Origin of the sequence: Streptomyces sp. NPDC086787 (assembly GCF_044745865.1) — a bacterium.
GTDB lineage: Bacteria > Actinomycetota > Actinomycetes > Streptomycetales > Streptomycetaceae > Streptomyces.
In genome coordinates this window covers 548,594-573,581 of sequence record NZ_JBIVBC010000002.1, presented here as the reverse complement: position 1 = coordinate 573,581, position 24,988 = coordinate 548,594, and the positions used below count along the sequence as shown (strand labels likewise).

The window sequence follows — 24,988 nt, the reverse complement described above, 5'->3', positions numbered from 1 at the left end:
CAGCAGGACCACGCTCGACCCGCCCGGCCGGTTCATCGTGGATCACCGGTGTAACCCAGGTCACGTGAACCACGGCCGGCGCTGCGGCGTGGTCAGTTGGGGAGTGACCACCCCCAGCATCATCGCTCCGGGAGGAACCTCGCATGGCACGCCCGACCGACTGGAACGCGATCGGGCTCGACGCGGACCCCACTCCCGGTGACCCGGACCAGATCCGGACGCTCGCCACCGAGCTGAACAATCTGGGCACGTCCGCGCGGGAGATCAGCACCGCGATCGACGCCGTCATGAACACGGCCGGTGACAGCGTCTTCGTCGGGCAGGCGGCCGACGCGCTGCGCGGCAAGGTGGACGACCGGCTGCGCGGCCACATCGAGGACGTGGCGTCGTCCTTCGAGACCGCGGCGACCGCGCTGACCGGCTGGGCGGACAAGCTCACCGAACTCCAGCAGCGGGCCGACGGCGCCCTCTCGTCCGGCCGGGGCCTGTCCGAGGACGACCCCCAGCGGGAGACCTACGCCTCCACGGCCCGGCAGGCGGGCACCGAGCACGGCGAGGGTGCCTCGTCGGCGGCGGGCAGCGTCCGCGGCGTCTCCCACATCCAGCTGCCGATCTCCAAGTGCCAGATCTTCTGGGAGGCGTTCCAGTGGTTGGCGATCATCCTGATCGTGCCCGCCCTGCTGCTCGGCGGCCCCATCGCGCTGCTCGCCTTCGGTGTGAATCTGACCCTCTTCATCAAGACGGTCGTCGACTTCGCCAACGGCGACGCCAAGTTCCTCGACCTGTTCCTCGCCGGACTCGGCATCCTGGCCCCCACCACCAGGGCCCTGCCGATCTTCCAGATCATCAAGGGTGTCGGGCGGACCGCGTTCGCCCGGGGCTTCGCCAACGTGGCACGCGGCACCTTCCAGGCCCTGCGCAGCCTGTTCACCAACGGATTCCGTCCCACCACCCTGCTGTTCGGCCTGCGTGACCTGGTGAGGCTGAGCGGCACCTGGATCCGCCGGGGCGGCCTGTGGGTGCTGAACGGCCTGCACAACCTGCCCGGTGTGATCGGCCGCGGGCTCAACTCGGCGGGGCTGACGATCGTGCAGGGCTTCAGGGGGATCCCGGCGTTCGTGCGGGGACTGCCCCAGCAGCTGTCCCGGGGCTGGCAGGCGACCACGAAGTTCATGGGCGAGCAGTTCGGCGGCACCAAGTGGCTGCGGTTGTTCCTTCCCGTGGACGCTGCGGAGATCGGCCAGTACGGGCTGCGGGGCGCGCTGCGCATCGGTTTCGTCGAGCGGGGTGTGTTCGGGCAGCACGTCTTCGGCGCCCCGCTCACCGGTGCGCTCGGACGCTCCGTGAGCGCGATCCCCGTCGATCCCCGTACGGTCGACGCGCTCGTCGACCTGCCGCGCACCGCCCTGTCCGACCTGCGCGTCCAGATCGGCGCCGGGGGGCACAACGGCCTACGGTCGTTCGACGTCCCCGCCGCGAACCTGGACGTCGTCTCGGCGATCCGCCCGCCGTCCCTGCACCTCGGCGACGTGGGCTCGATCGCCCACCGCGGCAACTTCGGTGTGCACGCCGCGCGCACGGTGGACGCGCTGGTCGACATGCCCCGCGCACAGCTGGGCAGCGTCCGCGCGGAGGGCTTCGGGGCCCTGCCCGGCCGTGCGGACCAGCTCGGGGTGAGCGTCGGCGGCACGCCCACCGTCATGACCCCGTCCGGGCTGCACGTGCCCGCGTCGGCCGGTGTGCCGGGCAGCGCGCACGGTCTGACCAACGCGCCCGCGAGTACCGTCCCCGGCGGCGTCCACGGTGCCCTCACCGGCACGGCACCGGCGCCGAACACCCTCGCGTCCGCCACCGATGTCCTGCTGCCGGGCGGCGCCCACAACTCCACCCACGCCCCCGGCACCGTCCTGACCGGCACCCAGGCGTCCCCGCCGCCCGTCTCGTCGGCCCTGGGCAACGTGTCGGCACCGGGCACCACCTCCCCGGGCACCCTGCACGCGGCGCTGACCGGCACCCCGGGCGTGGGCACCGTGCACACACCGGGCACCTCCGGCATCGGCGGCACCCACGCGACGCCGACCGGCGCTCCGCACTCGGCCACCGGTCACGGCACACCTCCGTCACCGACGACCGCGTCCCCGCACGGCGTGACCGCTCCCCACAGCCTTCTGACCGGCTCCCCGACGGGCGCGCACCCCACCACGACCGGAGCCGGCGGCGGGGTGTCCGCCCTCGACCTGCTGGCGGGCGGCGGCCGCTCCACCCCCGACTCGCCCGTGACCGCGGGCACGGGCGCCACCTTCGCCGACCGCACCAGCAACGCCCTGACGGCCAACCAGACCCGGCTCCACCTGGACGAACTCCTCCACTCCCCCGGCTCCCCACGCACCGGCACGCCCTCGCACCAGTTGTCGCACGCCTCGTCCCCACCGTCCCCGTCCCCGGCTCCGCCGACACCCGACCGCCTCACGGCCAACCCCACGGCACACGACACCGCCGTGGGCGGCACCGGCCAGTCGGGCGCCCACACCCGCGCGGCCCTCGATCTCCTGGACACCGGTCGCAGCGCCCGCGCCACCGAGACCCCCGCCTTCGCGGGCACTCCCGCCTCCACGGACGCCGACAAGGGCCTGGCCGGCTCGGCCCACGGCAACGTCGCACCCTCCACGCACGCCCCCGTCACCCCACCGGAGCCCCGTACCGCGCTGCCCACGCAGCCGTCCCCCGCACCGGCCGCGCACACGTCGGACAACGCCGCGTCGAGCTCCGTGTCGTTCGACTCGCTCCTGAAGGAGCGGGATGTCGTGCGGGTTCCGGGTGGTCACGAGTTGGCGGTGAAGGCTCCGCGTGGGGCTCAGCCCGAACTGCACGGCGGCGCGGCCGGATCCGGACTGTTCACCGTGGAGAAGAACGGACCCACAGGGTTCGTCGTACGACAGCTGGAGGCCGCCGGCAGCGACACGGTGATCCACTCCTGGAGCTACCGCCGCATGGGCATGCGCATCGGCCTCGCCGACCAGACAGTGCGCCTGACCGACGGCCCCCTCGCCGGTACCTCGGTCAAGTTCACCGACAAGACCGCCGACACCCTGGCCGACGCAGGCGCGAACTGGCCGGTGAAACTCTCAGGTGACAACGAGCTCGTCGTCGCCTCGCCCTCCGGTGCCCACGTCTACGACCGTGCCACCGGCGCCCTGGTCCATTCGTCCACGCCGGACGTCACTCTGCCGGCGCGCCCCGCTCACCTCACCGGCAGCGCGGCCGACACCTGGGACGCAGCCGCCCACGCGGCCCGCGGTCACCTCGGCAGGGCAGCCACCGACAACGACGTGAAACTGTTCATGCAGGGCGTCATCGGCGGCGCCTTCACCTCGAAGAAGGGCTACGGCGGCTTCCTCAACCCCGGTGTCCTGGACGCCAACCCCGGCCTGATCGACAAGGTCAAGCAGTTCAACAAGGTCACCGACGACCTCATGTTCGAGGGACCCAACCAGCGCATGACCGTCTGGCGCGGCGTCTCCATGGACCCCAGAGCAGCACAGGCCGACCACTTCTTCGAGCGGCTGCCCGCCTCCACGTCCAACAACCGTGACTTCCAGGCGGAGTGGGCCAGGAACGGCGTCAGCAGCAACCGCGTCATCTTCGAGATCGACGTACCCGCCAACCACGGCAAACTCGCCATGGCCTACCCGCCCGGTTATGCCAAGGCAGGCGACGACGCCCTCGCTCTCAACCAGGACCAGTGGGAGATCACCCTCTCCCCCACCAAGCTCGTACGCACCGGCCCCGCACGCATCGAGGACGGCATCACCGTCATCCCGGTCCGGGCGGAGCAGATCCCGGGAGGACAGCTCGACAGCCTGATCACGGAGCGATGGAGCGGACTCCCCTCGGGTGAGGCGTTCGAGGACTTCGGCCGCGCCTTCGGCCAGGACTCCCTACGACGCTGGGACGGACTCGGCGACGCCGCCGTACGCGAGAGCGGCAACGACCCCCACGTCAGAACCTTCGTCGTCAGTCGCCCCGGCTTCGCCGACGAACTCACCATCACCGTCACCCACAAGCCCGCCGACAACGCGGTGTCGGTCACCATGACCGGCGGCGCGGGCACCTTCAGCAAGGAGTGGAGCGGCACCGGCTACAGCCACCTCGCCGCCGACCTGCGCGGCAACGTCCTCCACAACAACGACCTCTTCAACTCCCTCCCCACCCCTGCCTCCTGGGAGCGGGCAAGCCCGTCTCCGAGCCCCCGGGGCGGGGCACACGAACTTCCGGCACACGGCACCCGGCTCACACCAACCGAGATCGAACAGGCCTGGTTCCGCGACGGCGAACGCGTCGACCAGCTCTTCGGCTCCGCCGACGACCCCGCACGCGGCCTGCGCCGCGAGGCCTGGCGCGACCACGTCCAAGCACGCTACGACCTCGGACGCGCCGAAGACCTGCTCCACAACGGCAAGGCAGGCGGCTCCAGCGCCCCCAGCCCCACCGAACTCCGCATCCGCGAGAGAATCGACAACGCCCGCGAGCAGTACCAGAACACCCACCACCGGCTCACCGACCTCGGCGTCGACCCCGCCCGCATGGAGACCGACCTCGCGGCGCTCCGCAACCTCAGCCTCAGCGAACGCCCACGGCTCCTCGGCGGCACACAGCCGCCCACATCCGAGGGCACGCCCGCCACCAGCGCTGCCACGCAGACGGCGCCGCCGCCGGCCGCCCACACCTCGACGGATGCGGCGCCGTCCGCCGAACCGCCCAAGCGGCTGGACGAAACGCTGGGCGAGCACACCACGGCACTGCGCGATCTCCAGCGGCTGGAGGCCAGCCAGTCCCAGGTGGGCAAGTCGGTGGAGGCGCGAGCCGCGGCGAAGGTGGAGATGGACGCGGCGAAGCTGCGGGTCGCGGAGACCACCACCGCGCTGGACGACGCGCTGCGGCGCGACCTCACGTCGGGGCAGCTGTCCCAGCGGGAACTGAACCAGTTGGTGGACCAGTTCGCCGGTGCTGGTGACATTCAGCGGGCCCGGGTGCTCCAGGAGCATGCTCTGGGGCTGGATGTCCGGGCTCGTGAGCTGGAAACGGGATCCGCGCGTTCGGATCAGTTCATCCGGACCGGTGCGGAGGTCGAGGGCCAGTCTCTCGAAGTGCAGCGGCGTGCCCAGGAGTTGGAGGATCTGGTCAGGGCGGGCGGCCAGAGCCCGGAGCGGTTGCGGGAGCTGGCGAACGAACTCGTCAGGTCCGCCGACGACCTCGACTCGGCTCTCCAGGGGTTCGTCAAGGACGCGGCCCGGTTCGGCGGCACATACACCCTGCGGAACCAGCATGCCCCGGTCGCCACCGTCGCCCGCATGCTGGCCCGGCGGGTGGACGACGCCGCGCGGGTCGCGGAGCCCGGCGCCCTGCTCGACCTCAAGGGTTTCCGGGGTACCGCGGCAAGCCTCACCGATGTGCGCGGGCTCGCCGGACTCGCCCGGCGCTACCGCACGAACAAGGCGTACGGCGAAGTGCCCACCGGAGAGCAGTGGAAGGCCGTTCTCCCCGGGGAAGAGGGCCAGTGGAAGGCGGTGTTCGGGGACTTCGACAAGCTGTCGCGGGCCGAGCAGACCTCGTTCGTGCGCACGCTCTCCGAAGAGAACCTCAAGGCGCTGCGCGCGGAGGTCGGCGCGCTCCTGGACGGTATGGAGCCCGCCGAAAGGAAGATGTTCGAGGCGCTGCGGGACCGGCTGGAGAACCTGCCGTACCGCATCAAGCACGCGACGCCCGCCTATCACGCCATCGCCAACAGCGGTGTGATGTCCTCCCAGGGTGACCTCGCCCGCCGGGGCATCAGGTTCCTCGCCTCCGGCAAGAGCTCGGTGAAGAACACGTCCAACCTGGGCAACGACGACTTCGTCTTCTTCCGGATGGAGGTCGGCGACGAGGCGATGGCCACCCGGTACGGACCGACCACCCTCGTCTTCGACGCCAAGGTCCTGAAGGAGGAGGGTGGTTGGGTCTCATTGCACGACCAACTGCACCCGTTGGACCGCGAGACGATGCGACGCCTGGACTTCGACGGCAAGAGTGTCCGCAACGCGTCGTACGACAAGGGTTTCGACGAGGTGGGCAAGCGGGCCCGCTGGACGTACGAGTATCCCGACGGCGGCGGACTGCGGAAGGTCTCCTTCGAGCAGGAGGTGTTCCACGGCCGGCACGTCCAGGAGGCGCTGTCCCTGTCGGTGGTGCGCGAAGTCGCCCGGATCGGCGGCGATTTCCGGAGCCATGTCTTCAAACTCATGGCCGACCTGGACAATCCTCAGGCTCTCGGCTCGGTCGTCTCCAAGCTCTACCGGCCCGAGGCGAAGTTCGCGTCCGGGCTGCCGATCAACCCCGTGGGCAGCACCGCGCGTTCCGAGTGGCCGATGCCTCTCAAGGTCGTCGACGAGAACGGTGACGGCCGCTACTTCCCCGACGGCACCGTCGATCCGGCCGCCCGTGCGGCCGGCAAGCAGTTCGACGAGGCCTCCGACCGGGTCCGCCAGGCGGACACCGCCATCGCCGGAGGGCAGAACAAGTCCGTCGGCTACCACCTGCGGAAGGCACAACTGCACGCCAGGCAGTCGGTCGACCTGACGCAGGAGTTCCACGCCGCCGCCGTCGGCGAACGCAAGGTACTCGCGCAGACCCTGCTCGATCAGCGCGTGAAGCTCCTGGACGACATCACGGAGAAGATCGCCGCCTCGAAGGCGCAGCCCAGGCCACCGGTGGCCGACGCGCCCGGAGCGAGCACATCCGCCGCCGCGACCTCCGCGAGGCCCGCCTCCCCGACCGCGCCGCAGATGAGCGACCTGACCAAGGAACTGCCGCAGTCGGTGGAGGACGCGTTCAAGGCCGTGTTCCCCGAGGCCACCGAGGCGATGAAGAAGATGGCCCGGGTGCTGGGCAACTCGGACGGGTTCCGGGTGCTGGAGAACTCCAAGGACGGCGCACAGACCACCGCGGCGGTGGATCTCGGCAGGACCGCCTTCGACAAGGCCTTCAAGGCGCTGGTCAAGAAGGGCCTGGTGGTCGGCAGGCACGACGGGCTTCACCTCACCGACGACGGCCGTGCTCTGCTGCTCCCGGACCGGGCCAAGGCGGAGACATCGGCGCCCCCCTCCACGACCGTGTCCGACGCCACCGACCTCCGTCCCGGCCACGGCACACAGCCGCTCCCGGACACCGGGCTCGCCCCGGCCCCGCGCCACACGCACGCGGCCACGCAGACCAGTGACCTGACCGCCGCCACGACGGTTCCGCACGGTCATCTGCTCCAGGAACCGGCCGCGCCGCCGCATACCACCGTCGACGAGTCACTCACCTCGCACACCACGACCACGGAAACGGCCTCGCCGCACCCGCTGGACACCAACTCGTCGGCGGCACGCACCCTGGAGACCGATCCGACCGTCAAGGACTCCCCCACGGCACATCCGATCGCCGAAGAGACGCCCACCGCACCGCACACCACCGGCAACGAGCCGCTCTCACCCCATCCCGCCGACCCGGAATCCGCGCCGCCCCACCCGCTGGACGCCGACACCACGCCCCGGCACACGGCCGACGACCCCGCGGCGCCCCCGCACACGACCGACGACCCCACGCCCGCGCCCGCGGAACCGCGCCCCACCACGACCACCCCCGTAGGCCACCCCGCCGACGTCGACCTCCTCGACACCGCCGTCTTCCGAAGCCGTACCGCCACTCCCGAAGGTGTCCGGTTCCAGTCGCGGATTCACGCGGTGGACCGTGCACTGGCCGCCTTCCACCGCGTACCGGCGGACCAGTTGGGGCGCCGGGCGGCAGCGCTCGACGAACTGGCCGGTGCCGCCCGGCGCTTCGTCGAGGAGCGCCCGGGATCCGCACGCCGTCCCGGTGTCGAGGAGTTGCTGAACCAGGTGGACGCAGAGGCGACGGCCCACCGTCTGCTGGAGGAGCACGGCAACCTGGGCGCAACGGCGAGCTTCGCCGCCCTGGACGACCTGGCCACCCGTACCCGCGCCGCGCTCTCCGCGGGCGGCGCCGGTCCGGCGATCCACGCCCGTCTCCAGGACATGCTCACCACGGTCGAACGTCAGGCCGGCACCCACCGGCTGCTGACCGTGACCGAGACCGCCGTTCGCCTGGCCGCACCGATCGGGCAGCCGACGGAGGCACCCTGGGCCGGGGAGTCCGGGGACGTGCCCACCGTTCCGGGCTCCGAGGGGCGGCCGACGCGGTCGGCGGGAGGCGGGTCGGAATGACCCGAGGATCCGGCTACCCTTCAACGTCTTCGAGAAATCGATCCAGTCGCTTCACCTGACCGGCAGCGGCGTTCACCGCTCACCGAGACCACCGAGGAACGGACATGACCACCCGTCACACCGTGGCGCCCAAGGGACAGGGCGGCCGGGGCGCGTACCGCACCATCGGCGAGGCGATACGAGCGGCTTCGCCCGGGGATCTCGTGGTGATCGCACCCGGCACCTGGACCGAGTCCCTGGTGCTGGACCGGGCCGTAGTGCTCACGGCCGAGCACGGGCGCGGCAGTGTGGTCATCGCGGCGCCGGACGGGGAGGCGCCCGCGGTGACGGTGGACGGACCGGACTGCGCGCTGCACAACATCACCGTGTGGGGCGCCGACCCGGGCCGGCCGGCGGTCGGCGTCGCGCCGGGGGCGGGGCTGGTCCTGGAGGAGTGCACGGTCGAGAACGGCCGGGTGCAGGTGCGGGGCCCGGAGGACCCGGAGGACGGCAGCACGGCGGTCGTGCTGCGCCGGTGCCGTCTGGAGGGGGCCCGGCTGGCGGGGCTGCACCTCGCCGGGGAGGTGCGCGCGCGGGTGGAGGACACCGCGGTCACCGGGGTCGACGGCACCGGCGTGGTGCTGTCCGGCACCGCGAGCCTGGACGCGGTGCGGCTGCGGCTGGAGCGCACCACCGGGTCCGGGGTGCGGCTGCGCGGCAGGGCGCGGCTCAGGCTGAACGACTCCGTGCTGTCCGGCAGTGGCCGGGCCGGGCTGCTGCTGGAGGACGACACCGAGGCCACCGCCGGGGAACTGCGCATCGAGTCGCCGGGTGCGGCCGGGGTGCATCTGACCGGTTCGGCGCGCGCCGAGCTGACCGACTGCCGTATTCGCGGGGCGGCCGCCAGCGGGCTGGTGGTGCAGGAGAGTGCCCGGCTGAGCGCCTCGGGCTGTTCGGTGGCGGACGCGGGTGCCAACGGGCTGCTGGTCACCGGCACGGCCGAGGCGGAGCTGGCGGACTGCCGGATCGACCGCAGTGCCTTCAGCGCGGTCCATCTGGCCGACACGGCGGTGGGACGGCTGTCCGACTGCCGGGTGCGCGGCGGCTCCGAGCACGGCGTGCACGCGATCGGCGGGGCCCGGATGGAACTGACCGACTGTGGGATCTCCGGCATCGCCATGACCGGGGTGAGCGTGCTGGAGCGGGCCGCGGCCACGCTGACCGGCTGCCGGGTCTCCGACTGCGCCGCCGGTATCGGCATCGGCTCGCCGGTGGGCAGCCGGGTCACGGGCAGCGCGGTGACGGGGACGAAGGAGATCGGGGTCCAGGTCGGCAAGGGTGCCGCCGCCGAGCTGACCGGGGTGCGGATCAGCGGCGCCGGGGCGGCCGGACTGGTGGTGGACGAGGGCGCCGAGGCGACGGTGACCGGAGGCTGGGTGGAGGACTGCGCCGGTTCCGGTGCCGTGGTGTGGACCGGCGCCCGGCCCGAGGTGACCGGGCTGCGCGTCGAACGGCCGGGCAAGAACGGTGTGTTCCTGGCGGAGGGCGCGGGTGGCACGTTCACGTCGGTGGACGTCCGGCGCTCCGGGTTTCCCGCGCTGCACGTCGCCGCAGGGGCCGATCCGGTGTTCCGGCACTGCCGTGTCCGTGACTGCGCGGAGGCGCTGGGCACGGACGAGGGGGCGAGGCCGGTCCTCGAGGACTGCACGGCCGACGACGCCCCGCTCCTGTTCGGCAGTCCCGCCCCGGCCACGGCAGCCGCGAAGGGTGCCCCCACGGGACCCGCGGCCACCGGGTCCCGGCCCGACGGCGACGCGGACGAGCCGGAGGAGGAGCATCTGGAGGACCTGCTCGGCGAACTGCACGAACTGGTCGGCCTGGACCGGGTCAAGCAGGACGTCGGCTCCCTGGTCAAGCTCATGCAGACGGTGCGCCGCCGGGAGGAGGCCGGACTGCCCGCGCCGCCGCTCAGCCGTCACCTGGTGTTCGCGGGCAACCCCGGCACCGGGAAGACGACCGTGGCGCGGCTCTACGGCCGTCTTCTCAAGGCCCTGGGGCTGCTGCGGCGCGGTCATCTGATCGAGGTCGACCGTACGGCGCTGGTCGGCGAGTACGTCGGTCACACCGGTCCGAAGACCACCGCCGCCTTCAACCGGGCGCTCGGCGGTGTGCTGTTCATCGACGAGGCGTACTCGCTCGCCCCGGCCGGGGCCGGCAACGACTTCGGCACCGAGGCGGTCGCCACCCTGGTGAAGCTGATGGAGGACCATCGCGACGACGTGGTGGTCATCGTCGCCGGTTACCCCGGCGACATGCACCGTTTCATCGGCTCCAACCCCGGCCTGGCCTCCCGCTTCGGCCGCACGCTCCTCTTCGAGGACTACGCGCCCGCGGATCTGGTCTCGATCGTCGAGTACCAGGCGGAGCGGCACCGTTACGAGCTCACGCCTCCGGCCCGCGGTGACCTGCTGGCTCTCTTCGAGGGCATGCCACGGGGCGAGGGCTTCGGCAACGGGCGCTCGGCCCGTCAGGTCTTCCAGGAGATGACGGAGCGTCAGGCCCAACGGGTCGCGGAACTCCCGGATCCCACGGCGGATCAGCTGATCGGCCTGGAGTCGCACGACCTGCCGCTGCTCACGGAGCGGTGACCGGCGGGTTCGTGCCGTCGCTCATGCCTGGTCCCTACGGCAGGCACGCCTTGTGCCCCCTGGCCGACTCGACATCGGTGGTCTGCCAGACGCCCTTGGGGTTCTTCGCGAGTGTGGCGTTGTACAGCACATAGGAGTCGGCGGTCGTCGGCACCTTGTCGATCTGGTTCGTCTTCTTGTTCTTGATGAACGACCTGCTCTCGTCCGAGCAGTAGGTCACATGCGCCTTGTCCGCTCCGGAGAGGGCGGCCTTGCGGTCGAAGTACCGCGTCTCCCCGATCCACGTGTCGTCGTCGTCGACGTAGGCCCGTACGTACTCGGTCGACGAGGTCAGCGCCTCGCCGGTGTTGTAGAACGCGAGCGCCTTGGTGCTCGTGCTCCCCTTGAAGATCGCCTCGTCCACTGCGTCGATGCTCCGGGCGCTGTCCGCGAGGACCGCTTCCACCGCCGGGTCTGCGGTCCTGGTGTCCTCGAAGACGTTCTTCGCGTAGGAGGGGAAGGTGATCTCCGGGCGGCCGCCGGGCGCGGGCCTCGGCGAGGCCGACTTCGGATGCGGGGTGCCGCTTTCGCCACCACAGCCGGCGACCAGGAGTGCGGCTGCCGTACCGGCGAGGGCTGACGCGAGCAGACGGGACGGGTGGGGCATGGTGAGCTCCTGCTCCTGGAGGCGCGTGCTGTACCGAACATACGGACTTGACCGTGGAGGAGCCCGGTCCGACACCATGGCGTCAGGAGGTCTTGGGCTGCTCAGAGAAGTGAGCGATGAGAAGAGCCGACAAGACGAAGAGCAAGTGGGCGATGAGGAAGGGTGCCAGACCGTGGCCAGTGAGCGTTCCGCCAGCCCCGGCGCTTCCGGTCGCGTTCCGCCCGGCCAGCGTCCGGTGCACGGCTGGCCCGTCTCGCACTACGGCCCCGTTCCCCGTTTCCGCGCCGAGCGCTGGAACCTGCGTGTCTTCGGTGCCACCGCCTCCGGCGACCGGCACGAGTGGACTTTCGACCAGTTGGCGTCGCTCCCACGCACCACGGTCGTCGCCGATCTGCACTGCGCGACCGGTCTCACCTCGACCGAGCACGAGTGGTACGGGATCCCCGCCGCCACCCTCCTCGACCTGGTCCCGCCGGCGCCGGAGGCCGCACACGTGATGGCGTGGGCGGAGTACGGCTACTCGACCAACCTGCGGCTCAGCGACCTGACGGCACCACAGACCCTGATGGCCACGCACCACAACGGTGAGCCGCTCACCGCCGAACACGGCTTTCCGCTGCGCCTGGTGGTGCCGCACCCGTTCGGCTGCAAGGGCCCCAAATGGCTGCGCGGCATCGAGTATCTGACGGCGGACCGGCGCGGCTTCTGGGAGGAGGGCGGTTACCACAACACCGGAGACCCCTGGCAGGGGCAGCGCTACTCCTGTCAGGAGGAGGTCGACGGGACGGGCGACGCACCCGGACGCCGCCGCCCTCGTAGTGAGCGGCTCGCAGTGATCGGCTCATAACGGTCCGCTCGTGCTGGTCAGCGGCTCGACCGCTGGGACTCCACGATCGCGGCCATGGTCCGTTCGGCTCCCACCCGCCGCTGCACCCGCTCCGAGAACCCGGGGAAGTGCGACGCGACCTTGGTGAGGAACCGCAGTTCCAGCGGGGCGACGTTGATCTCGGCGATGTCGCGCTCGACGGCCCGCACGACCCCCTTGACCACCCGGTCCGGCGCGACCGTGCGCACACCGCCCGGCGTCCCCGAGCCGGTGTTCGCGAACATCCCGAGCTCGCGCACGAATCCGGGCTGCACGATCGACACCCCGACGCCGCTGCCGTGCAGGTCCTGCCGGAAGGACAGCGAGAACCCGCGCAGCCCGAACTTCGTCGCGGTGTACATCGAGGACGACCTGGTGGCCGCGAGGCCCGACAGCGACCCGACGAAGCAGATGTGACCGCGCCCCGCCGCCACCATGTCCTCCGCGAGCAGCCGCGCCAGCAGCGCCGGTGCGCGCAGGTTCACGGCGAGCGCCCGGTCGATCTGGTCCGGGGTGTAGTCCAGCACGTCGCCGCTGGAGGGGAGGGCCGCGTTGGCGATGAGGATCTGGGTGCCCGCGGCCTCGGCGGCCAGGCGCAGCACGTCGTCCGGGTCGGCGAGATCGGCCAGGATCGTCCTCGCTCCGAAGCGCTCGGCGAGCGGCTCCAGTGCCTCGCGGCGGCGGCCGGTGAGGATGAGGTCCGCCCCTCTGGCCGACAGTTCGGCGGCTATCGCCCCGCCGATGCCGCCCGTGACTCCGGTCAGCAGAACGGTTGCCCCAGCTATGTGCACGACTGTCCTCCGGTCTCGTTCGTTCGAACGAACAATAGAGAGGGGCGGGTGATCCTGTCCACCGGTGCGAGGGGCGGCGGCCCGGACGGGAACCGCCGCGGGGCTGGTGGAACAATGAGCGCCATGCCCAAGGCCGCCCTCACCACACGTCAGCGCATCATCCAAGCCGTCCTGGACATCATCGGTGAGGGCGGGGTCGCGGCGCTCACCAACAGGAGGATCGCCAAGGAGGCTGGTGTCTCGCTCGGCTCCGTGACGTACCACTTCGCCACTCAGCACGACCTGCTGCGCGAGAGTCTGCTCTACTTCGTGCGCGAGGAGGCCCGGCACTTCACCGAACTGGCCGACCAGTGCCAGACCGACGGCCTCGCCATCGAGGACGCGGCGTCCCTGGCCGGGCAGGTGGCCTGCGGTTCGGCGCTCGACAGCGCGCACCTCGCGCCGTTCGAGCTGTATCTGCACGCCGGACGCGACGAGCGGCTGCGTGCGGCGGCGTCGGAGGCGTTCTCGGCGTACGACCGGCTCGCCGCGCAGATCCTCACCGCGCTGGGCGTGCCGGACGCGGAGCGTCTCGCGGCCACGACCGTGGCCTTGGTGATGGGCCTTCAGCTGAGGCGCCTGGCGACCGGCAGCACGGCGGACGACCTGGTCGACGCCCTGCTGCTGCTGGCGCCGGGAGCCGCGGCCTCCTCCCCCGGCCGGGGCGTGCCCGCGTAGCGCCGCCGGTCAGCCGTCTGGCCGGCGGTCCGGTCAGCGGTTCTGGGCGACGGGCAGGCTCACCCGGAGCTCGTAGCCGCCCTCGGCCGTGGGGCCGGAGGTGACCGTGCCGCCGAGGAGCTGGGCGCGCTGGCTCAGACCGGCCAGGCCGTGCCGGGCGCTGGGCAGGGGCAGTACCGGGAGGGTGGGGGCGTCGTTGGTGACCGTGGTGTGCACGGCGCCGTCCGCCTGGTGGATCCGAACGGCCGCGGTGGCCCCCGGCGCATGTTTGCGGACGTTGGTGAGGGCCTCCTGCACCGTCCGGTAGACGGCGCGCTGGACGGTGGGAGGCAGGTCCTCGGGCAGGTCGATCTTCAGTTCGGTCTCGATGCCGCTGCTGTCGACCAGTCGCCGCAGGTCGGCAAGCGAGGGCTGCGGGGTGAGCTCCGTGGGACGGCTGCCGGAGGCACGCAGCACGCTGACCATGTGCCGCAGCTCGTCGAGGGTCTGCACGCTGAGCTGGCGGATGGTGGCCGCCGTCTTCTTGGTCTCGGGATCGGTGCTGCCCACCTGGAGCGCTCCGGCCTGTACGGCGATGAGGCTGACCTGGTGCGAAACCACGTCGTGCATCTCGCGGGCCAGCTGTGCGCGCTCCTGCGCCAGGATGCTCTGGGCGGCCATCTGCCGTTCCTGCTCACGTGCGTCGGAGATCTCGGTGAGCCGCAGCGAGAGGTCGCGCCGGGCCTGCACGAGCTGGCCCAGGAAGACGGGGGCCACCGCGGTGGCCAGGGAGTAGCTGAGGTGCAGGAGGTTGGCGGTCTGGTCGAGTTCGGCGGCCTCCAGGGAGGACCAGGGCCAGGGCATGAAGTCGATGAACGCGTAGCCGAGGGCGCAGCAGCCCAGCAGGACGCGGTGGCGGCTGAGCGAGGAGAGCGTGTAGAGCGCGGCCATGGTGGCGAGCACCGCGTCGGTGAACAGGGCGGTGGGCAGGGTGAGCAGGAAGGTGATCATGGGGAAGCGGCGGCGCAGGGCGAGGGCCAGCGCGGCGAGCACCGCCCAGCCGAGGGCCGCTCGCGACTGCGTACCGACCCGGGCCCAGGCGTCGGCCAGCGCGACCAGCACGAGGGCGGCGTCGATCAGGGGGGCCGGTACTCCCTGGCGGCTCATGGGGTGTCCTCGTCCTGTTGCGGGGTCAGCAGGCCCGCGCGTTCGGCGATCAGTGCCGCCTGGACGCGGCTGCTGACGTTCAGCTTGTTGAGCACGGCGCTGACGTGCCCCTTCACGGTGCCGGTGCTCAGGTGCAGCCGTTCGCCGATGTCGGTGTTGGCGAGGCCGTCGGCCATGAGGACGAGGACGGCGCGCTCGCGTTCGGTCAGCCGGGCCGTGAGGTGGACGGCGGGTTCACGGGTGTCCTTGTCGAGGTAGCCGTCCACCACCGTGCGGGTGACCTTGGACGACAGCACCGTGCCGCCCTTGGCAAGGGCGCGCACGAGGTGGGGCAGCTGCTCGGGGTCGGTGTCCTTGAGCAGGAAACCGGCGGCGCCCGAGCGCAGGGCGGTGGTCACGTACTCGTCGGCGTCGAACGTGGTGAGCATCGCCACCACGGGCGGCTCCGGCATCCGGCGGAGTGCGGCGAGGACGGTGAGCCCGTCGACGTCGGGCATCCTGATGTCCAGCAGGACCACGTCCGGGTGTGCCTCGCGCACCGTCCTGACGGCCTGGCCGCCGGGCACGGCCGCGACGACCTCGATGTCGTCGGCCGCGTTGAGGATGTGCGTGAAGCCCCCTCGGACCAGGGCTTCGTCGTCGACCACCAGGACCCGGATCACGCGCGCTCCGCTCGTCGCATACTCGCCGTTCGATCCGTACCCCGTACGGACCCCGTCCGGGTGGGCCGGCGCCGATTCCCGCCGATTGGCGGCGCCGCCCCGGCCGCCCGGCGGGGGTGGCTCCGGCCGGTCGGCGGGGCGCCTTCGGAAGCGTGCCCGGTGAGCGGCATCGGGCCCGGGGGCACAGTCTTGAGGGATGACGCAGCAGACAGAGCCGGAGGTTTTGTACGCCCCCGCGGAGGTACCGCACACCCCTGTGGCGGACTCACCCAGCCGTGCGGAGGCGACGCGCCGCCCGCCGGTGGTCTCCCGCGGTCCGGCGCAGGCGGAGCGGGACCGTCCGCGCGCCGCCCCCGTCGGTGGTCCCTCTGTGGGACGGCTGATCGGTATAGACCTGGCCAGGGGGCTCGCGGTGTTCGGGATGTACGCCGCTCATGTCGGCCCCGACGTGTCCGTGGGCGGGCCGGTGGGGCTTCTGCTGGAGATGGCGCGGGGCCGTTCGTCGACGCTGTTCGCCGTGCTCGCGGGGTTCTCGCTGGTCATCATCACCGGCCGCCCTCACCCCCGTACCGGTCGGTCCGGCAGGCAGGCCGTGGGCCGTGTGGTGATCCGTTCCGCCGTACTGTTCGTGGCCGGTTACGCCCTGACCGCCCTGGACACGGACGTGGACGTGATACTCAGCTTCTACGCGCTGCTCTTCCTGGCGGTGCTCCCCCTGCACCGGCTCCGGGCCGGGACACTGGCGCTGATCGCCGCCGCGGGGGCGCTGGTGCTGCCCCAGCTGCTGTATGTGATCCGGCTGTCCATCGAGGACGGGAACTGGGCGGACACCGTCGTCGCCGCGGACCCACTGGCGCGTCTCACCGGCACCGACGGCGTCATCGAGCTGCTGTTCACCGGCGCGTATCCGGTCCTCACCTGGGTGCCGTTCCTGGTGGCGGGCATGGCGATCGCCAGACTCGATCTCTCCCGTCCCGGCATCCGGCTCCGGCTGGCCCTGAGCGGCGCCGGGCTCGCCGTCCTCGGCTACGGCGGCTCGTGGCTGGCCCTGCGCCTGGTCCCGCATGCCCTGGCCGCCGTCGCGGCGGCCACGCACGATCCGGCGTCCGCTGCCTGGTGGTCGGACAGCGTGGGCGACCCCGAGGACGGCACTCCGCTCGCCTGGCTGCTGGTGGCCGCGCCGCACAGCCAGACCACCTTCTCCGTCCTCGGCAACACCGGGGTGGCCCTGGCGGTGATCGCCGGATGCCTGACGGCCGCCGGCCGGCTGCCCCGGCGTCTCACGTCACCCGTCGCGCGGGTCGGGATGATGGCGCTGACGGTGTACGTCCTGCACATCGTCGCGATCTGGCTGTTCACCGAGGTCTGGTACGTGCCCGCCGTCGAGGCCGACGGCATGGCCGCGCTGCCCGTCCTGTTCGCGTTCATCGCCGCGGCCATGGTGCTGGCGGCAGTGTGGACCCGGCTGTTCCGGCGCGGCCCGCTGGAGCAGGCGCTGCACCTCGCCACGCTGCCCGCACGGCACATCGGCTGACCTGCGGCCGATGCTGTCACCAGGGAATCCCCTGCCCGGATGAAAGCCGTCGTCGCCTGGCGCGTCACGCGCGACCGCATGATCATAATTACGCCTCGTATGTCACTCTTCACCCCACAGAGCCCACCTGGGCGGGAGTGTCGGGAGAGTGAGGACGACGATGGCCCAAAGGAAGCTGCCTCGCGCGAGCCGTGTCATGGGCTCGGCCGCCATGGGTGCGGCACTGGCACTGATGCCGGTGCTTCCGGCCCACGCGGCGACGACCATCGACGTGGACTGCACCGGCGACACGGGAGCCGCCCTGCAGGGGGCGATCGGATCGGCCCTCGACGGTGACACCGTGCGACTCACTCCCTTCTGCGTCTACACCCTCACGACCGAGGCGTCCCCCGGCGACGGGCTTCCGGCGATCGTCGGCAAGTCGATCACCGTCCTGGGCCGCGGCGCCACCATCCAGCGCCCCCCGACGGAAAGCGACTTCCGCATCTTCGAAGTCGGTATCGACGGCGCCCTGGACCTCCAGGACGTCACCGTCATGGGCGGTGCGCTGACGGGCAACGGAGGCGGTATCGCCATCCGCAACCACGGGACCCTGACGGCGGAGCGCACCAGGTTCGAGGGCAACATCGCCCGGATCACCGGTGCGGGCGGCGCGATCTTTTCGGAGTCCGTCAGCAGCATCACGCTCACCGACTGCACGGTGGCGGACAACTCCGCGGACCAGGGCGGCGGGATCCAGGCGGGCAGCGACCTCACTTTGACCCGGACCGTCGTGCGGGGGAACCGGGGCCAGATCGCCGGTGGAGTGATCTCCTTCACCGACACGCTCACCGTCCAGGACAGCACCATCAAGGACAACAGCGCCTCCGTGCTGGCGGGCGGCCTGTTCGTCGGGTCCGGAACCGCCGACGTGCAGAACACCCGCATCCTCGACAACACCGGGGCCCGCGTCGGCGGGGTCGATGTCGGCACCTCCGCCACCGCGACCATCACGGGTTCCTTCATCAACGGCAACACCGTCACCGATGCCAGCGGCGCCCTGAGCGGTGGCGGCGGCGTGCGGACCACAGGGGACACGACGATCGACAGCACCGAGATCCGGGGCAACCGGCTCATCGGTGACAACGGCCGCGGCGCGGGCATCTCGGCACCGAGCGGAACGCTCACCCTCCGGAACAATTCCTCGGTGACCGCCAACCTCGCCTCCGGCCGCTACTCCCGGGGCGGTGGCCTCTACGCCGACGGCACCACCACCGGCGTGACCGTGTCGGTGGCCGGCTCCCATCTCGACGGCAACAAGGTGACCGGCACCGGCTCCACCGCCGCGGGCGTCTACAACAACGGCGGCGCCATCTCCTTCACCAGCTCCACCGTGAACAACAACACCGCCCCGAACGCCCCCGCCCCCGGAGGCGTCTCCACCACCGTGCCGATCACCTCCGTGGACGGCGCCACCACCTTCACCGGCAACACCCCCACAAACTGCCTCCTCAGCCCGGCCGCCGTGACGAACTGCACCAACTAGTCGCTGTCGGCGAACGTCGCGGTCAACTCGTCCTGCGTCGCAGGAGCAGACCGGCCAGGCCCTGTGTGGCGGGCGAGGGGTCGGCAGCGCGGGTGGTGACATGGATCTCCCGGACCGCCTCGGGTTCGACCACTTCCAGGAAGGTGACACCGGCGCGGGGCACGGCCGCCAGTCCAGGGACGAGTGCCACTCCGAAGTCGGCCGCCACCAGGGCCAGGAGAAGGTCGTAACTGTCCGACCGGAAGGCGATGTCGGGTTCGAAGTGCTGTGATCGACAGAGGAGTTCGGTGACCGCCTGGAATCCCTGGGTGGGCAGGGTGGACAGCCAGGTGGCGTCGGCGTAGTCCCGCAGCCGCGCGGTGGTCTGTCCGGTGCGGTGCAGATGCGGGGGCACGGCGAGCTGCAGCCGGTCGCGGTGCAGGAGAGTCTGGCGCAGACCCCGCAGGTCGGGTTCAGGCAGATGGTCGTACTGGTGGGTGACCGCCAGATCGAGGTCGCCTGCCGCCACGGCGGGGATGGCGTCCTCCGGTTCGGCCTCGGTGAAGGAGACACACACCTCGGGGTGCCGACGCCGGAACGCGAGGAGCGCGGGAACGACCAGGCTTGTCCCCGCGGTGCTGAACGCGGCGACACGGACCTGGCCGCTGCGCAGTCCCGACACGGCGTGCACGGCCTTCGCGGCAGAGTCCAGTTCCGCCATGACGCGGTGCGTGTGGTCGACCAGCACCCGGCCCGCCTCGGTGAGGCGAACGCTGCGCGGGGACCGTTCCAGCAGGGCGACACCGAGTTCCTTCTCCAACGCCGACAGCTGCTGGGACGCGGCCGAGGCCGTGCATCCGGCCCGCTGCGCGGCTCCGGCGATCGAGCCGGTCCGGGCGACGTCCCGCAGCAGGCCGAGTCTTCGAGGATCGAGCATAAGCAAACCCTACGCTCAGGCGAAGGAGCCGCATCTCCTCATGGGTCTCGTGGCGGTGGAACCTTGCTCGACATCACCACGACACCCGGAGTTCGCATGCTTCCTTCGGCCAACGATCCGCTCCGCTCGGCGGCGCCGCGCCAGGTACGCACCCCCGTACCCCACGATGTGGAGCGCGCCTGGCGCGCGGTCAGCGATCACCTGCGGCCGACTCCGCTCGAGTTCGGTGCGGGCGGACGGTCCGCGTCCGACTTCGCCCTCAAGCTGGAGTCCCTTCAGCCCACCGGTTCCTTCAAGGTCCGCGGCGCGCTCAGCGCGTTGTCCGCGCTCGACGGCAGGACCCGGGTCGTCACCGCGTCCGCGGGCAACCACGGTCTCGGGGTGGCTTTCGCGGCTCGCGTCCTGGGCCGCCCGGCCACCGTCGTGGTGGCCGAGAACGCCTCACCCGCCAAGGTGGCCAAGCTGCGGCGTTTCGGCGTGGACCTGGTCCAGGCGGGCACCTCGTACGACGAGGCCGAGGCGCATGCCCTGGAGCTGGCCGGTGACGGCGCCCACTACCTCTCCTCCTACAACGATCCCCATGTGATCGCCGGCCAGGGAACCATGGGATTCGAACTCGACAACCAGCTCGGGGGCCGCGGAAACGGTCTGACGGTGGTGTGCGCCATCGGTGGTGGAGGTCTCGCCGCGGGCCTGGGCCTGTGGGCCTCGGCCCGGCCGGGTGTACGTGTCGTGGGCGTGGAGACGGAGGTCTCGACCGCGGTCAGCGCCGCCATCAGCGCCGGCCGGCAGGTGACCGTCGAGGTCGGGGAGAGCATCGCCGACGGCATGGCCGGCAACATCGAGGCCGGCGCGGTGACCCCTGGCCTCATCGGCAGGTACGTCGACGACCTGGTGACCGTGAGCGAAGCCGAGATCCGCGGGGCGGTCCGTCACCTGGCGCTGGAACGGGGCTTCGTCGCCGAAGGCGCAGGCGCCGCCGCGGCCGCGGCTCTACTGGCCGGCAAGGTGCGGACCCGGGGGCTGGCCGTGGCGGTGGTGTCAGGCCGCAACATCACCGGGCCGACTCTCACCGCGGCACTCGGCTGACCTCACCCTGCCGCCGCCTTCTCCCCTGCCTCGCACAAGACCCTCCTCGCACGCACGCCCCCTCCTCGCACGCCCACCGCCCCCTTCCGGCTCTCAAGGGAGACGCCATGAGATCACCCATTGACCGAGCAGTCCGACCGCACCCGGTCTCGCCGCTGCGCGCCGTCCTCACCGTGGGCGCCTGTGTCGTCCTCGCCTCCGCGTGTGCCAATCCGGACGACTCCGGATCCGCGTCGCCCTCCTCCGCCGGGACGACCGCGGCCGAGGTGTCGGTCGAGCGCAGCGCCAAGCTGTACGCCATGGTGCCGGACGCCTACAAGAAGGCGGGCAGCATCAAGGTCGCCACCAACGCGCCCTTCCCGCCGTTCGAGATGTTCGCGGGTTCCGGGAACAAGAACCTGTACGGCCTGGAGATCGATCTGGGCAAGGCGCTGGGAAAGCGCCTCGGCGTGCCGTTCGAGTTCACGCAACAGCCCTTCGACGGGCTGCTCCCGGGCTTGCAGGCGAAGAAGTACGACGTACTCATGGCCGGTCTCTTCGACACCGAGGCGCGTGAGAAGACCGTCGACTTCGTCAACTACGGGCGCAGCGGGTCGGCTCTCCTCGTGGGCAAGGGAAACCCGGAGAAGCTGAGGACGCCGGCCGACCTGTGCGGGCACCAGGCCGCCGCGCAGACCGGCGCCCAGCAGATCGCGCTGCTGAAGAAGCAGAGCTCACAGTGCGTCAAGCAGGGGAAGGAGGGCATCTCGGTCAAGACGTTCCCGCAGTTCTCCGACGCGTTGCTGGCGCTGAAGACCGGCAAGGCCGAGACCATCGCGGGGGATCTGCCCGCGCTGCGGTACTCCGCCCAGCGCGACGCCACCGTCGAGACCGTCCAGGACCCGAAGGCACCCGAGGGCTACGACCCGGCGGCCCTCGGGATCGGGCTGCCGAAGAACCAGCCGAAGCTGCGCCAGGCCGTGCTGAGCGCGCTGTCGGACCTGATGAGCAGCGGCGCCTACGACAAGATCCTCGCCCACTACGACGTCGAGCAGATCGCCATTGACGAACCGTACGTCAACCGGGCGGGAGAGGCGACCGAATGACCTCCGTCCCGTCCACCGCGACCGTGGACCTCATGAACACGGACGAGGGTCTGCCCGTGCGCCGGCTGCGCAGACCCGGCCGTACCGTGGCGGCCGTCCTGGTGTCGGCCGGTGCTCTGGGCCTGGCCTGGAGCTTCGTGACCAACCCCAACCTGGACTGGGGAACGGTCGGGGCGTACCTCTTCGCCCAACTCACGCTCCAGGGCGTGTGGGTGACGTTCTACCTCACCATCGTGAGCATGGTGATCGGCGTGGTCGGCGGCACCCTGGTGGCGGTGATGGCCCTTTCCGACAACTACGTCCTGCGTGCCGTCGCCATCGCCTACACGGCGGTCTTCCGGGGAACGCCCGTACTCGTCCAGATCATCTTCTGGGGGTTCATCGGGGCCTTCTTCCCGGAGGTCACCCTGGGGATACCGTTCACGGGAATCGAGCTGTACTCGGCTCCCACGAGCAGTCTCGTCTCGGCGACGACGGCCGCCATCCTCGCCCTGGGGCTCAACGAGATCGCCTACGCGGCCGAGATCGTCCGCGGCGGCATCGAGTCGGTGGACCCGGGTCAGCGGGAGGCGGCGTCCGCGCTGGGTCTGCGGCCCGCCGTCACCATGCGCCGCATCGTGCTCCCGCAGGCGATGCGGGTGATCGTGCCGCCGATGGGCAACGAGGTCATCACGATGCTCAAGACCTCCTCCCTGGTGTCGGTGATCGCCGGGAACGACCTGATGACCAATCTGCAGCAGGTCTACTCCCAGAACTACAAGGTCATTCCGCTGCTGGTGGTGGCCTCGGCCTGGTATCTCGCGCTCACCGCCGTCTTCACCCTCGTCCAAAGGCAGTTGGAGAGGCGATACGGCCGTGGCACCGTGCCCCGCTCCGCCCGCGCGGGACGGTCGCGACAGCGCAAGGCGTCCATCGTCAGGAGGACGGTATGAACACCCCCATGGTCAGCGCCGTCGACGTGCGCAAGACGTTCGGTCACACCGAGGTCCTGAAGGGAGTCGGCCTCACCGTCCGCAAGGGCGAGGTGGCCTGTCTGATCGGCCCCAGCGGCTCGGGCAAGAGCACCTTCCTGCGCTGCATCAACCACCTTGAGCGCATCGACTCGGGCAGGTTGTACGTCGCGGGCGAGCTGATCGGTTACCGCCGCGAGGGCGGCCGTCTTCAGGAGCTGTCCGAGAAGCAGATCGCCGGTCAGCGCAGCCGGATCGGCATGGTCTTCCAGCGCTTCAACCTGTTCCCCCACCTGACGGTGCTGCAGAACATCACCGAGGCCCCGCAACGGGTCCTGGGCCGGTCACGGAGCGAGGCGGAGCAGGAGGCCGGGGAACTGCTGGCCCGGGTGGGACTCGCCGGCCGGGAACGGCACTACCCGGCGCAGTTGTCGGGCGGCCAGCAGCAGCGGGTGGCGATCGCCCGCGGTCTGGCGATGAGGCCGGAACTGATGCTCTTCGACGAGCCGACCTCCGCCCTCGATCCGGAGCTGGTGGGGGAAGTGCTCCAAGTGATGCGGGGTCTGGCGCAGTCCGGCATGACCATGGTCGTGGTGACCCATGAGATGGGCTTCGCCCGTGAAGTGGCGGACCAGGTGGCGTTCCTCGACGGCGGTCTGATCGTCGAGCACGGCCCTCCCCGAGCGGTGCTCAACCAGCCCACGCATGAACGCACCCGCGCCTTCCTCGCCCAGGTCCTGTAGGGGAGGCGCCAGTGACGACACCGGACCGCGCGCCGACGGCCCGCGCACCCGAATGCGGACTCGACTGCGGACTCGACGAGGTGGTGGAGCTGTGCCGGGACCTGATCCGCATCGACACGAGCAACCACTTCGACGGCTCCGGCCCCGGGGAGCGCGGGGCAGCCGAGTACGTCGCCGCCCGTCTGGACGAAGTAGGCGTCGACAGCACGCTGTTCGAGTCGGCGCCGCGTCGTGCGAGCGTCGTGGCGCGGATCCCCGGGCGGGACACGTCCCGTCCGGCGCTGCTCCTGCACGGCCACCTCGACGTGGTGCCGGCCGACCGGCGCGCGTGGACGGTGGATCCCTTCGCCGGGGAGATCCGTGACGGTTGTCTGTGGGGCCGCGGTGCGGTGGACATGAAGAACATGATCGCGATGATGCTGGCCGCCGTCAGACGCCTGGCCCGCAGCGGCGAACTCCCGGCGCGTGACGTCGTCCTGGCGTTTCTCGCCGACGAGGAGGCGGGTGGCGTCCTCGGCTCACGCTGGCTGGCCGAGCGTCATCGCGAGCTGCTGGCCGACTGCGACCAGGCCGTCAGCGAGATCGGCGGGTTCTCCGTGCAGTGGCCGGGTCCGTCCGGTCCCCGGCGCGCCTATCTGGTCGAGACCGCACGCAAGGGCGTGGCCTGGCTGCGCCTGCGAGCGCACGGCACGTCCGGCCACGCGTCGATGACCGCACAGGACAACCCCGTTGTGCGACTGGGCGCCGCCCTGGCCCGCCTCGGGGAGTACGACTGGCCGCTCGCGCTCACGGCGACAACCGCGCGCACGGCGGGCGAACTGCGCCGACTCACCGGAGTCGACATCCGCGTGGACCCGCTCGAGGGCACACCGTTGGCCCCGGTCACGGGACTGGTCACCTCGTCCCTGAGGCACGTCGCCAACCCGACCGTGGTACGCGCCGGAGACACCGTCAACGTGATCCCGGCCGAGGCGGAGGCGCTGGTGGACGGCAGGTTCGTACCGGGCCATGACGCGGAGTTCCTGCGCACCGTCGCCGCGCTCGTGGGACCCGGCATCGAGATCGAGGTCGTCGACCGGACACCCTCCGCCGAGGCCGATCCGAACAGTGCGCTGATCGACGCCATGCGACGCGCCCTGTGGGCCGAGGACCCCTCGGGGGCCGTGGTCCCCTACTGTTCCTCCGCCTCGACCGACAACGCCTCCTTCGCGCCCCTGGGCATCGCGGGATTCGGATTCGTCCCCCTGCGGCTGCCCGCCGGGTTCGACTTCGCCCGCATGTTCCACGGCACCGACGAACGCATACCGCTCGACAGCCTCCGCTTCGGCGCTCGAACCCTGCACCGCTTCCTCCTCGACCACTGAACGTCACTCGCCGGATTCCGTCCGGCACCCCTCCGGCACCCCTCCGGAGCCCGTCCGGAGCCCG

At 71.3% G+C, this 24,988-nt stretch carries 16 protein-coding genes; 11 read left to right on the top strand and 5 right to left on the bottom strand.

Features of this window, described 5'->3' with window-relative positions; genetic code table 11:
- The first annotated feature begins 143 nt into the window (after positions 1-143).
- Together ACIPK3_RS08795 and ACIPK3_RS08790 are read left to right on the top strand one after the other, a co-directional pair.
- Positions 144-8,264, top strand: coding sequence for a hypothetical protein (locus tag ACIPK3_RS08795; protein WP_402567517.1), 8,121 nt, complete (start codon positions 144-146; stop codon positions 8,262-8,264).
- A 104-nt stretch (positions 8,265-8,368) separates the two neighbouring features.
- On the top strand, positions 8,369-10,891 hold the full coding sequence (locus ACIPK3_RS08790) for a right-handed parallel beta-helix repeat-containing protein (RefSeq protein ID WP_402567515.1): 2,523 nt from the start codon (positions 8,369-8,371) through the stop codon (positions 10,889-10,891).
- Positions 10,892-10,925: 34 nt separating this feature from the next.
- On the opposite strand, the gene ACIPK3_RS08785 is transcribed toward ACIPK3_RS08790, so the two are convergent.
- A complete protein-coding gene (locus ACIPK3_RS08785; protein WP_402567513.1) occupies positions 10,926-11,537 on the bottom strand; it encodes a hypothetical protein in 612 nt (203 codons plus the stop codon).
- 172 nt (positions 11,538-11,709) lie between these two features.
- On the opposite strand from ACIPK3_RS08785, the gene ACIPK3_RS08780 reads away from it, so the two are divergent.
- Complete coding sequence (locus tag ACIPK3_RS08780; RefSeq protein WP_402567512.1) at positions 11,710-12,384, top strand: molybdopterin-dependent oxidoreductase; 675 nt, start codon at positions 11,710-11,712, stop codon at positions 12,382-12,384.
- Between the two features lie 17 nt (positions 12,385-12,401).
- Here the strand turns inward: ACIPK3_RS08780 and ACIPK3_RS08775 are convergent, their stop codons facing one another.
- A complete protein-coding gene (locus tag ACIPK3_RS08775; protein ID WP_402567510.1) occupies positions 12,402-13,193 on the bottom strand; it encodes an SDR family NAD(P)-dependent oxidoreductase in 792 nt (263 codons plus the stop codon).
- 123 nt (positions 13,194-13,316) lie between these two features.
- Between ACIPK3_RS08775 and ACIPK3_RS08770 the strand changes: the two genes are divergently transcribed.
- On the top strand, positions 13,317-13,910 hold the full coding sequence (locus ACIPK3_RS08770) for a TetR/AcrR family transcriptional regulator (RefSeq protein ID WP_402567508.1): 594 nt from the start codon (positions 13,317-13,319) through the stop codon (positions 13,908-13,910).
- A gap of 33 nt (positions 13,911-13,943) precedes the next feature.
- On the opposite strand, the gene ACIPK3_RS08765 is transcribed toward ACIPK3_RS08770, so the two are convergent.
- Positions 13,944-15,056 (bottom strand): sensor histidine kinase, encoded by a 1,113-nt coding sequence (locus tag ACIPK3_RS08765; protein WP_402567506.1) that lies wholly within the window; start codon positions 15,054-15,056, stop codon positions 13,944-13,946.
- Positions 15,053-15,718, bottom strand: coding sequence for a response regulator (locus tag ACIPK3_RS08760; protein ID WP_402567504.1), 666 nt, complete (start codon positions 15,716-15,718; stop codon positions 15,053-15,055). Before ACIPK3_RS08760 ends, ACIPK3_RS08765 begins: the two co-directional genes overlap by 4 nt.
- 421 nt (positions 15,719-16,139) lie before the next feature.
- Here ACIPK3_RS08760 and ACIPK3_RS08755 point away from each other — a divergent pair, with 421 nt between their 5' ends.
- Together ACIPK3_RS08755 and ACIPK3_RS08750 are read left to right on the top strand one after the other, a co-directional pair.
- Positions 16,140-17,252: a DUF418 domain-containing protein gene (locus tag ACIPK3_RS08755; RefSeq protein WP_402567865.1), complete on the top strand. Its 1,113-nt coding sequence runs from the start codon at positions 16,140-16,142 to the stop codon at positions 17,250-17,252.
- Positions 17,253-17,412: 160 nt separating this feature from the next.
- Positions 17,413-18,777, top strand: coding sequence for a hypothetical protein (locus tag ACIPK3_RS08750; RefSeq protein ID WP_402567503.1), 1,365 nt, complete (start codon positions 17,413-17,415; stop codon positions 18,775-18,777).
- A 22-nt stretch (positions 18,778-18,799) separates the two neighbouring features.
- Here the strand turns inward: ACIPK3_RS08750 and ACIPK3_RS08745 are convergent, their stop codons facing one another.
- A complete protein-coding gene (locus ACIPK3_RS08745) occupies positions 18,800-19,693 on the bottom strand; it encodes a LysR family transcriptional regulator (protein WP_402567501.1) in 894 nt (297 codons plus the stop codon).
- A gap of 96 nt (positions 19,694-19,789) precedes the next feature.
- Here ACIPK3_RS08745 and ACIPK3_RS08740 point away from each other — a divergent pair, with 96 nt between their 5' ends.
- The 5 genes from ACIPK3_RS08740 to ACIPK3_RS08720 all read left to right on the top strand — a co-directional run bounded on the left by ACIPK3_RS08740 (position 19,790) and on the right by ACIPK3_RS08720 (position 24,924).
- Complete coding sequence (locus ACIPK3_RS08740) at positions 19,790-20,782, top strand: threonine/serine dehydratase (protein ID WP_402567499.1); 993 nt, start codon at positions 19,790-19,792, stop codon at positions 20,780-20,782.
- Between the two features lie 107 nt (positions 20,783-20,889).
- On the top strand, positions 20,890-21,867 hold the full coding sequence (locus ACIPK3_RS08735) for an ABC transporter substrate-binding protein (protein ID WP_402567497.1): 978 nt from the start codon (positions 20,890-20,892) through the stop codon (positions 21,865-21,867).
- Positions 21,864-22,799 carry an amino acid ABC transporter permease gene (locus ACIPK3_RS08730; protein WP_402567496.1) on the top strand — a complete coding sequence of 312 codons (936 nt, stop codon included), beginning with the start codon at positions 21,864-21,866 and terminating at the stop codon, positions 22,797-22,799. The genes ACIPK3_RS08735 and ACIPK3_RS08730 overlap by 4 nt, the downstream gene beginning before the upstream one ends.
- Positions 22,796-23,560: an amino acid ABC transporter ATP-binding protein gene (locus ACIPK3_RS08725; protein WP_402567495.1), complete on the top strand. Its 765-nt coding sequence runs from the start codon at positions 22,796-22,798 to the stop codon at positions 23,558-23,560. The genes ACIPK3_RS08730 and ACIPK3_RS08725 overlap by 4 nt, the downstream gene beginning before the upstream one ends.
- 11 nt (positions 23,561-23,571) lie before the next feature.
- Positions 23,572-24,924 carry a M20/M25/M40 family metallo-hydrolase gene (locus ACIPK3_RS08720; RefSeq protein WP_402567493.1) on the top strand — a complete coding sequence of 451 codons (1,353 nt, stop codon included), beginning with the start codon at positions 23,572-23,574 and terminating at the stop codon, positions 24,922-24,924.
- The last annotated feature ends 64 nt before the right edge of the window (positions 24,925-24,988 follow it).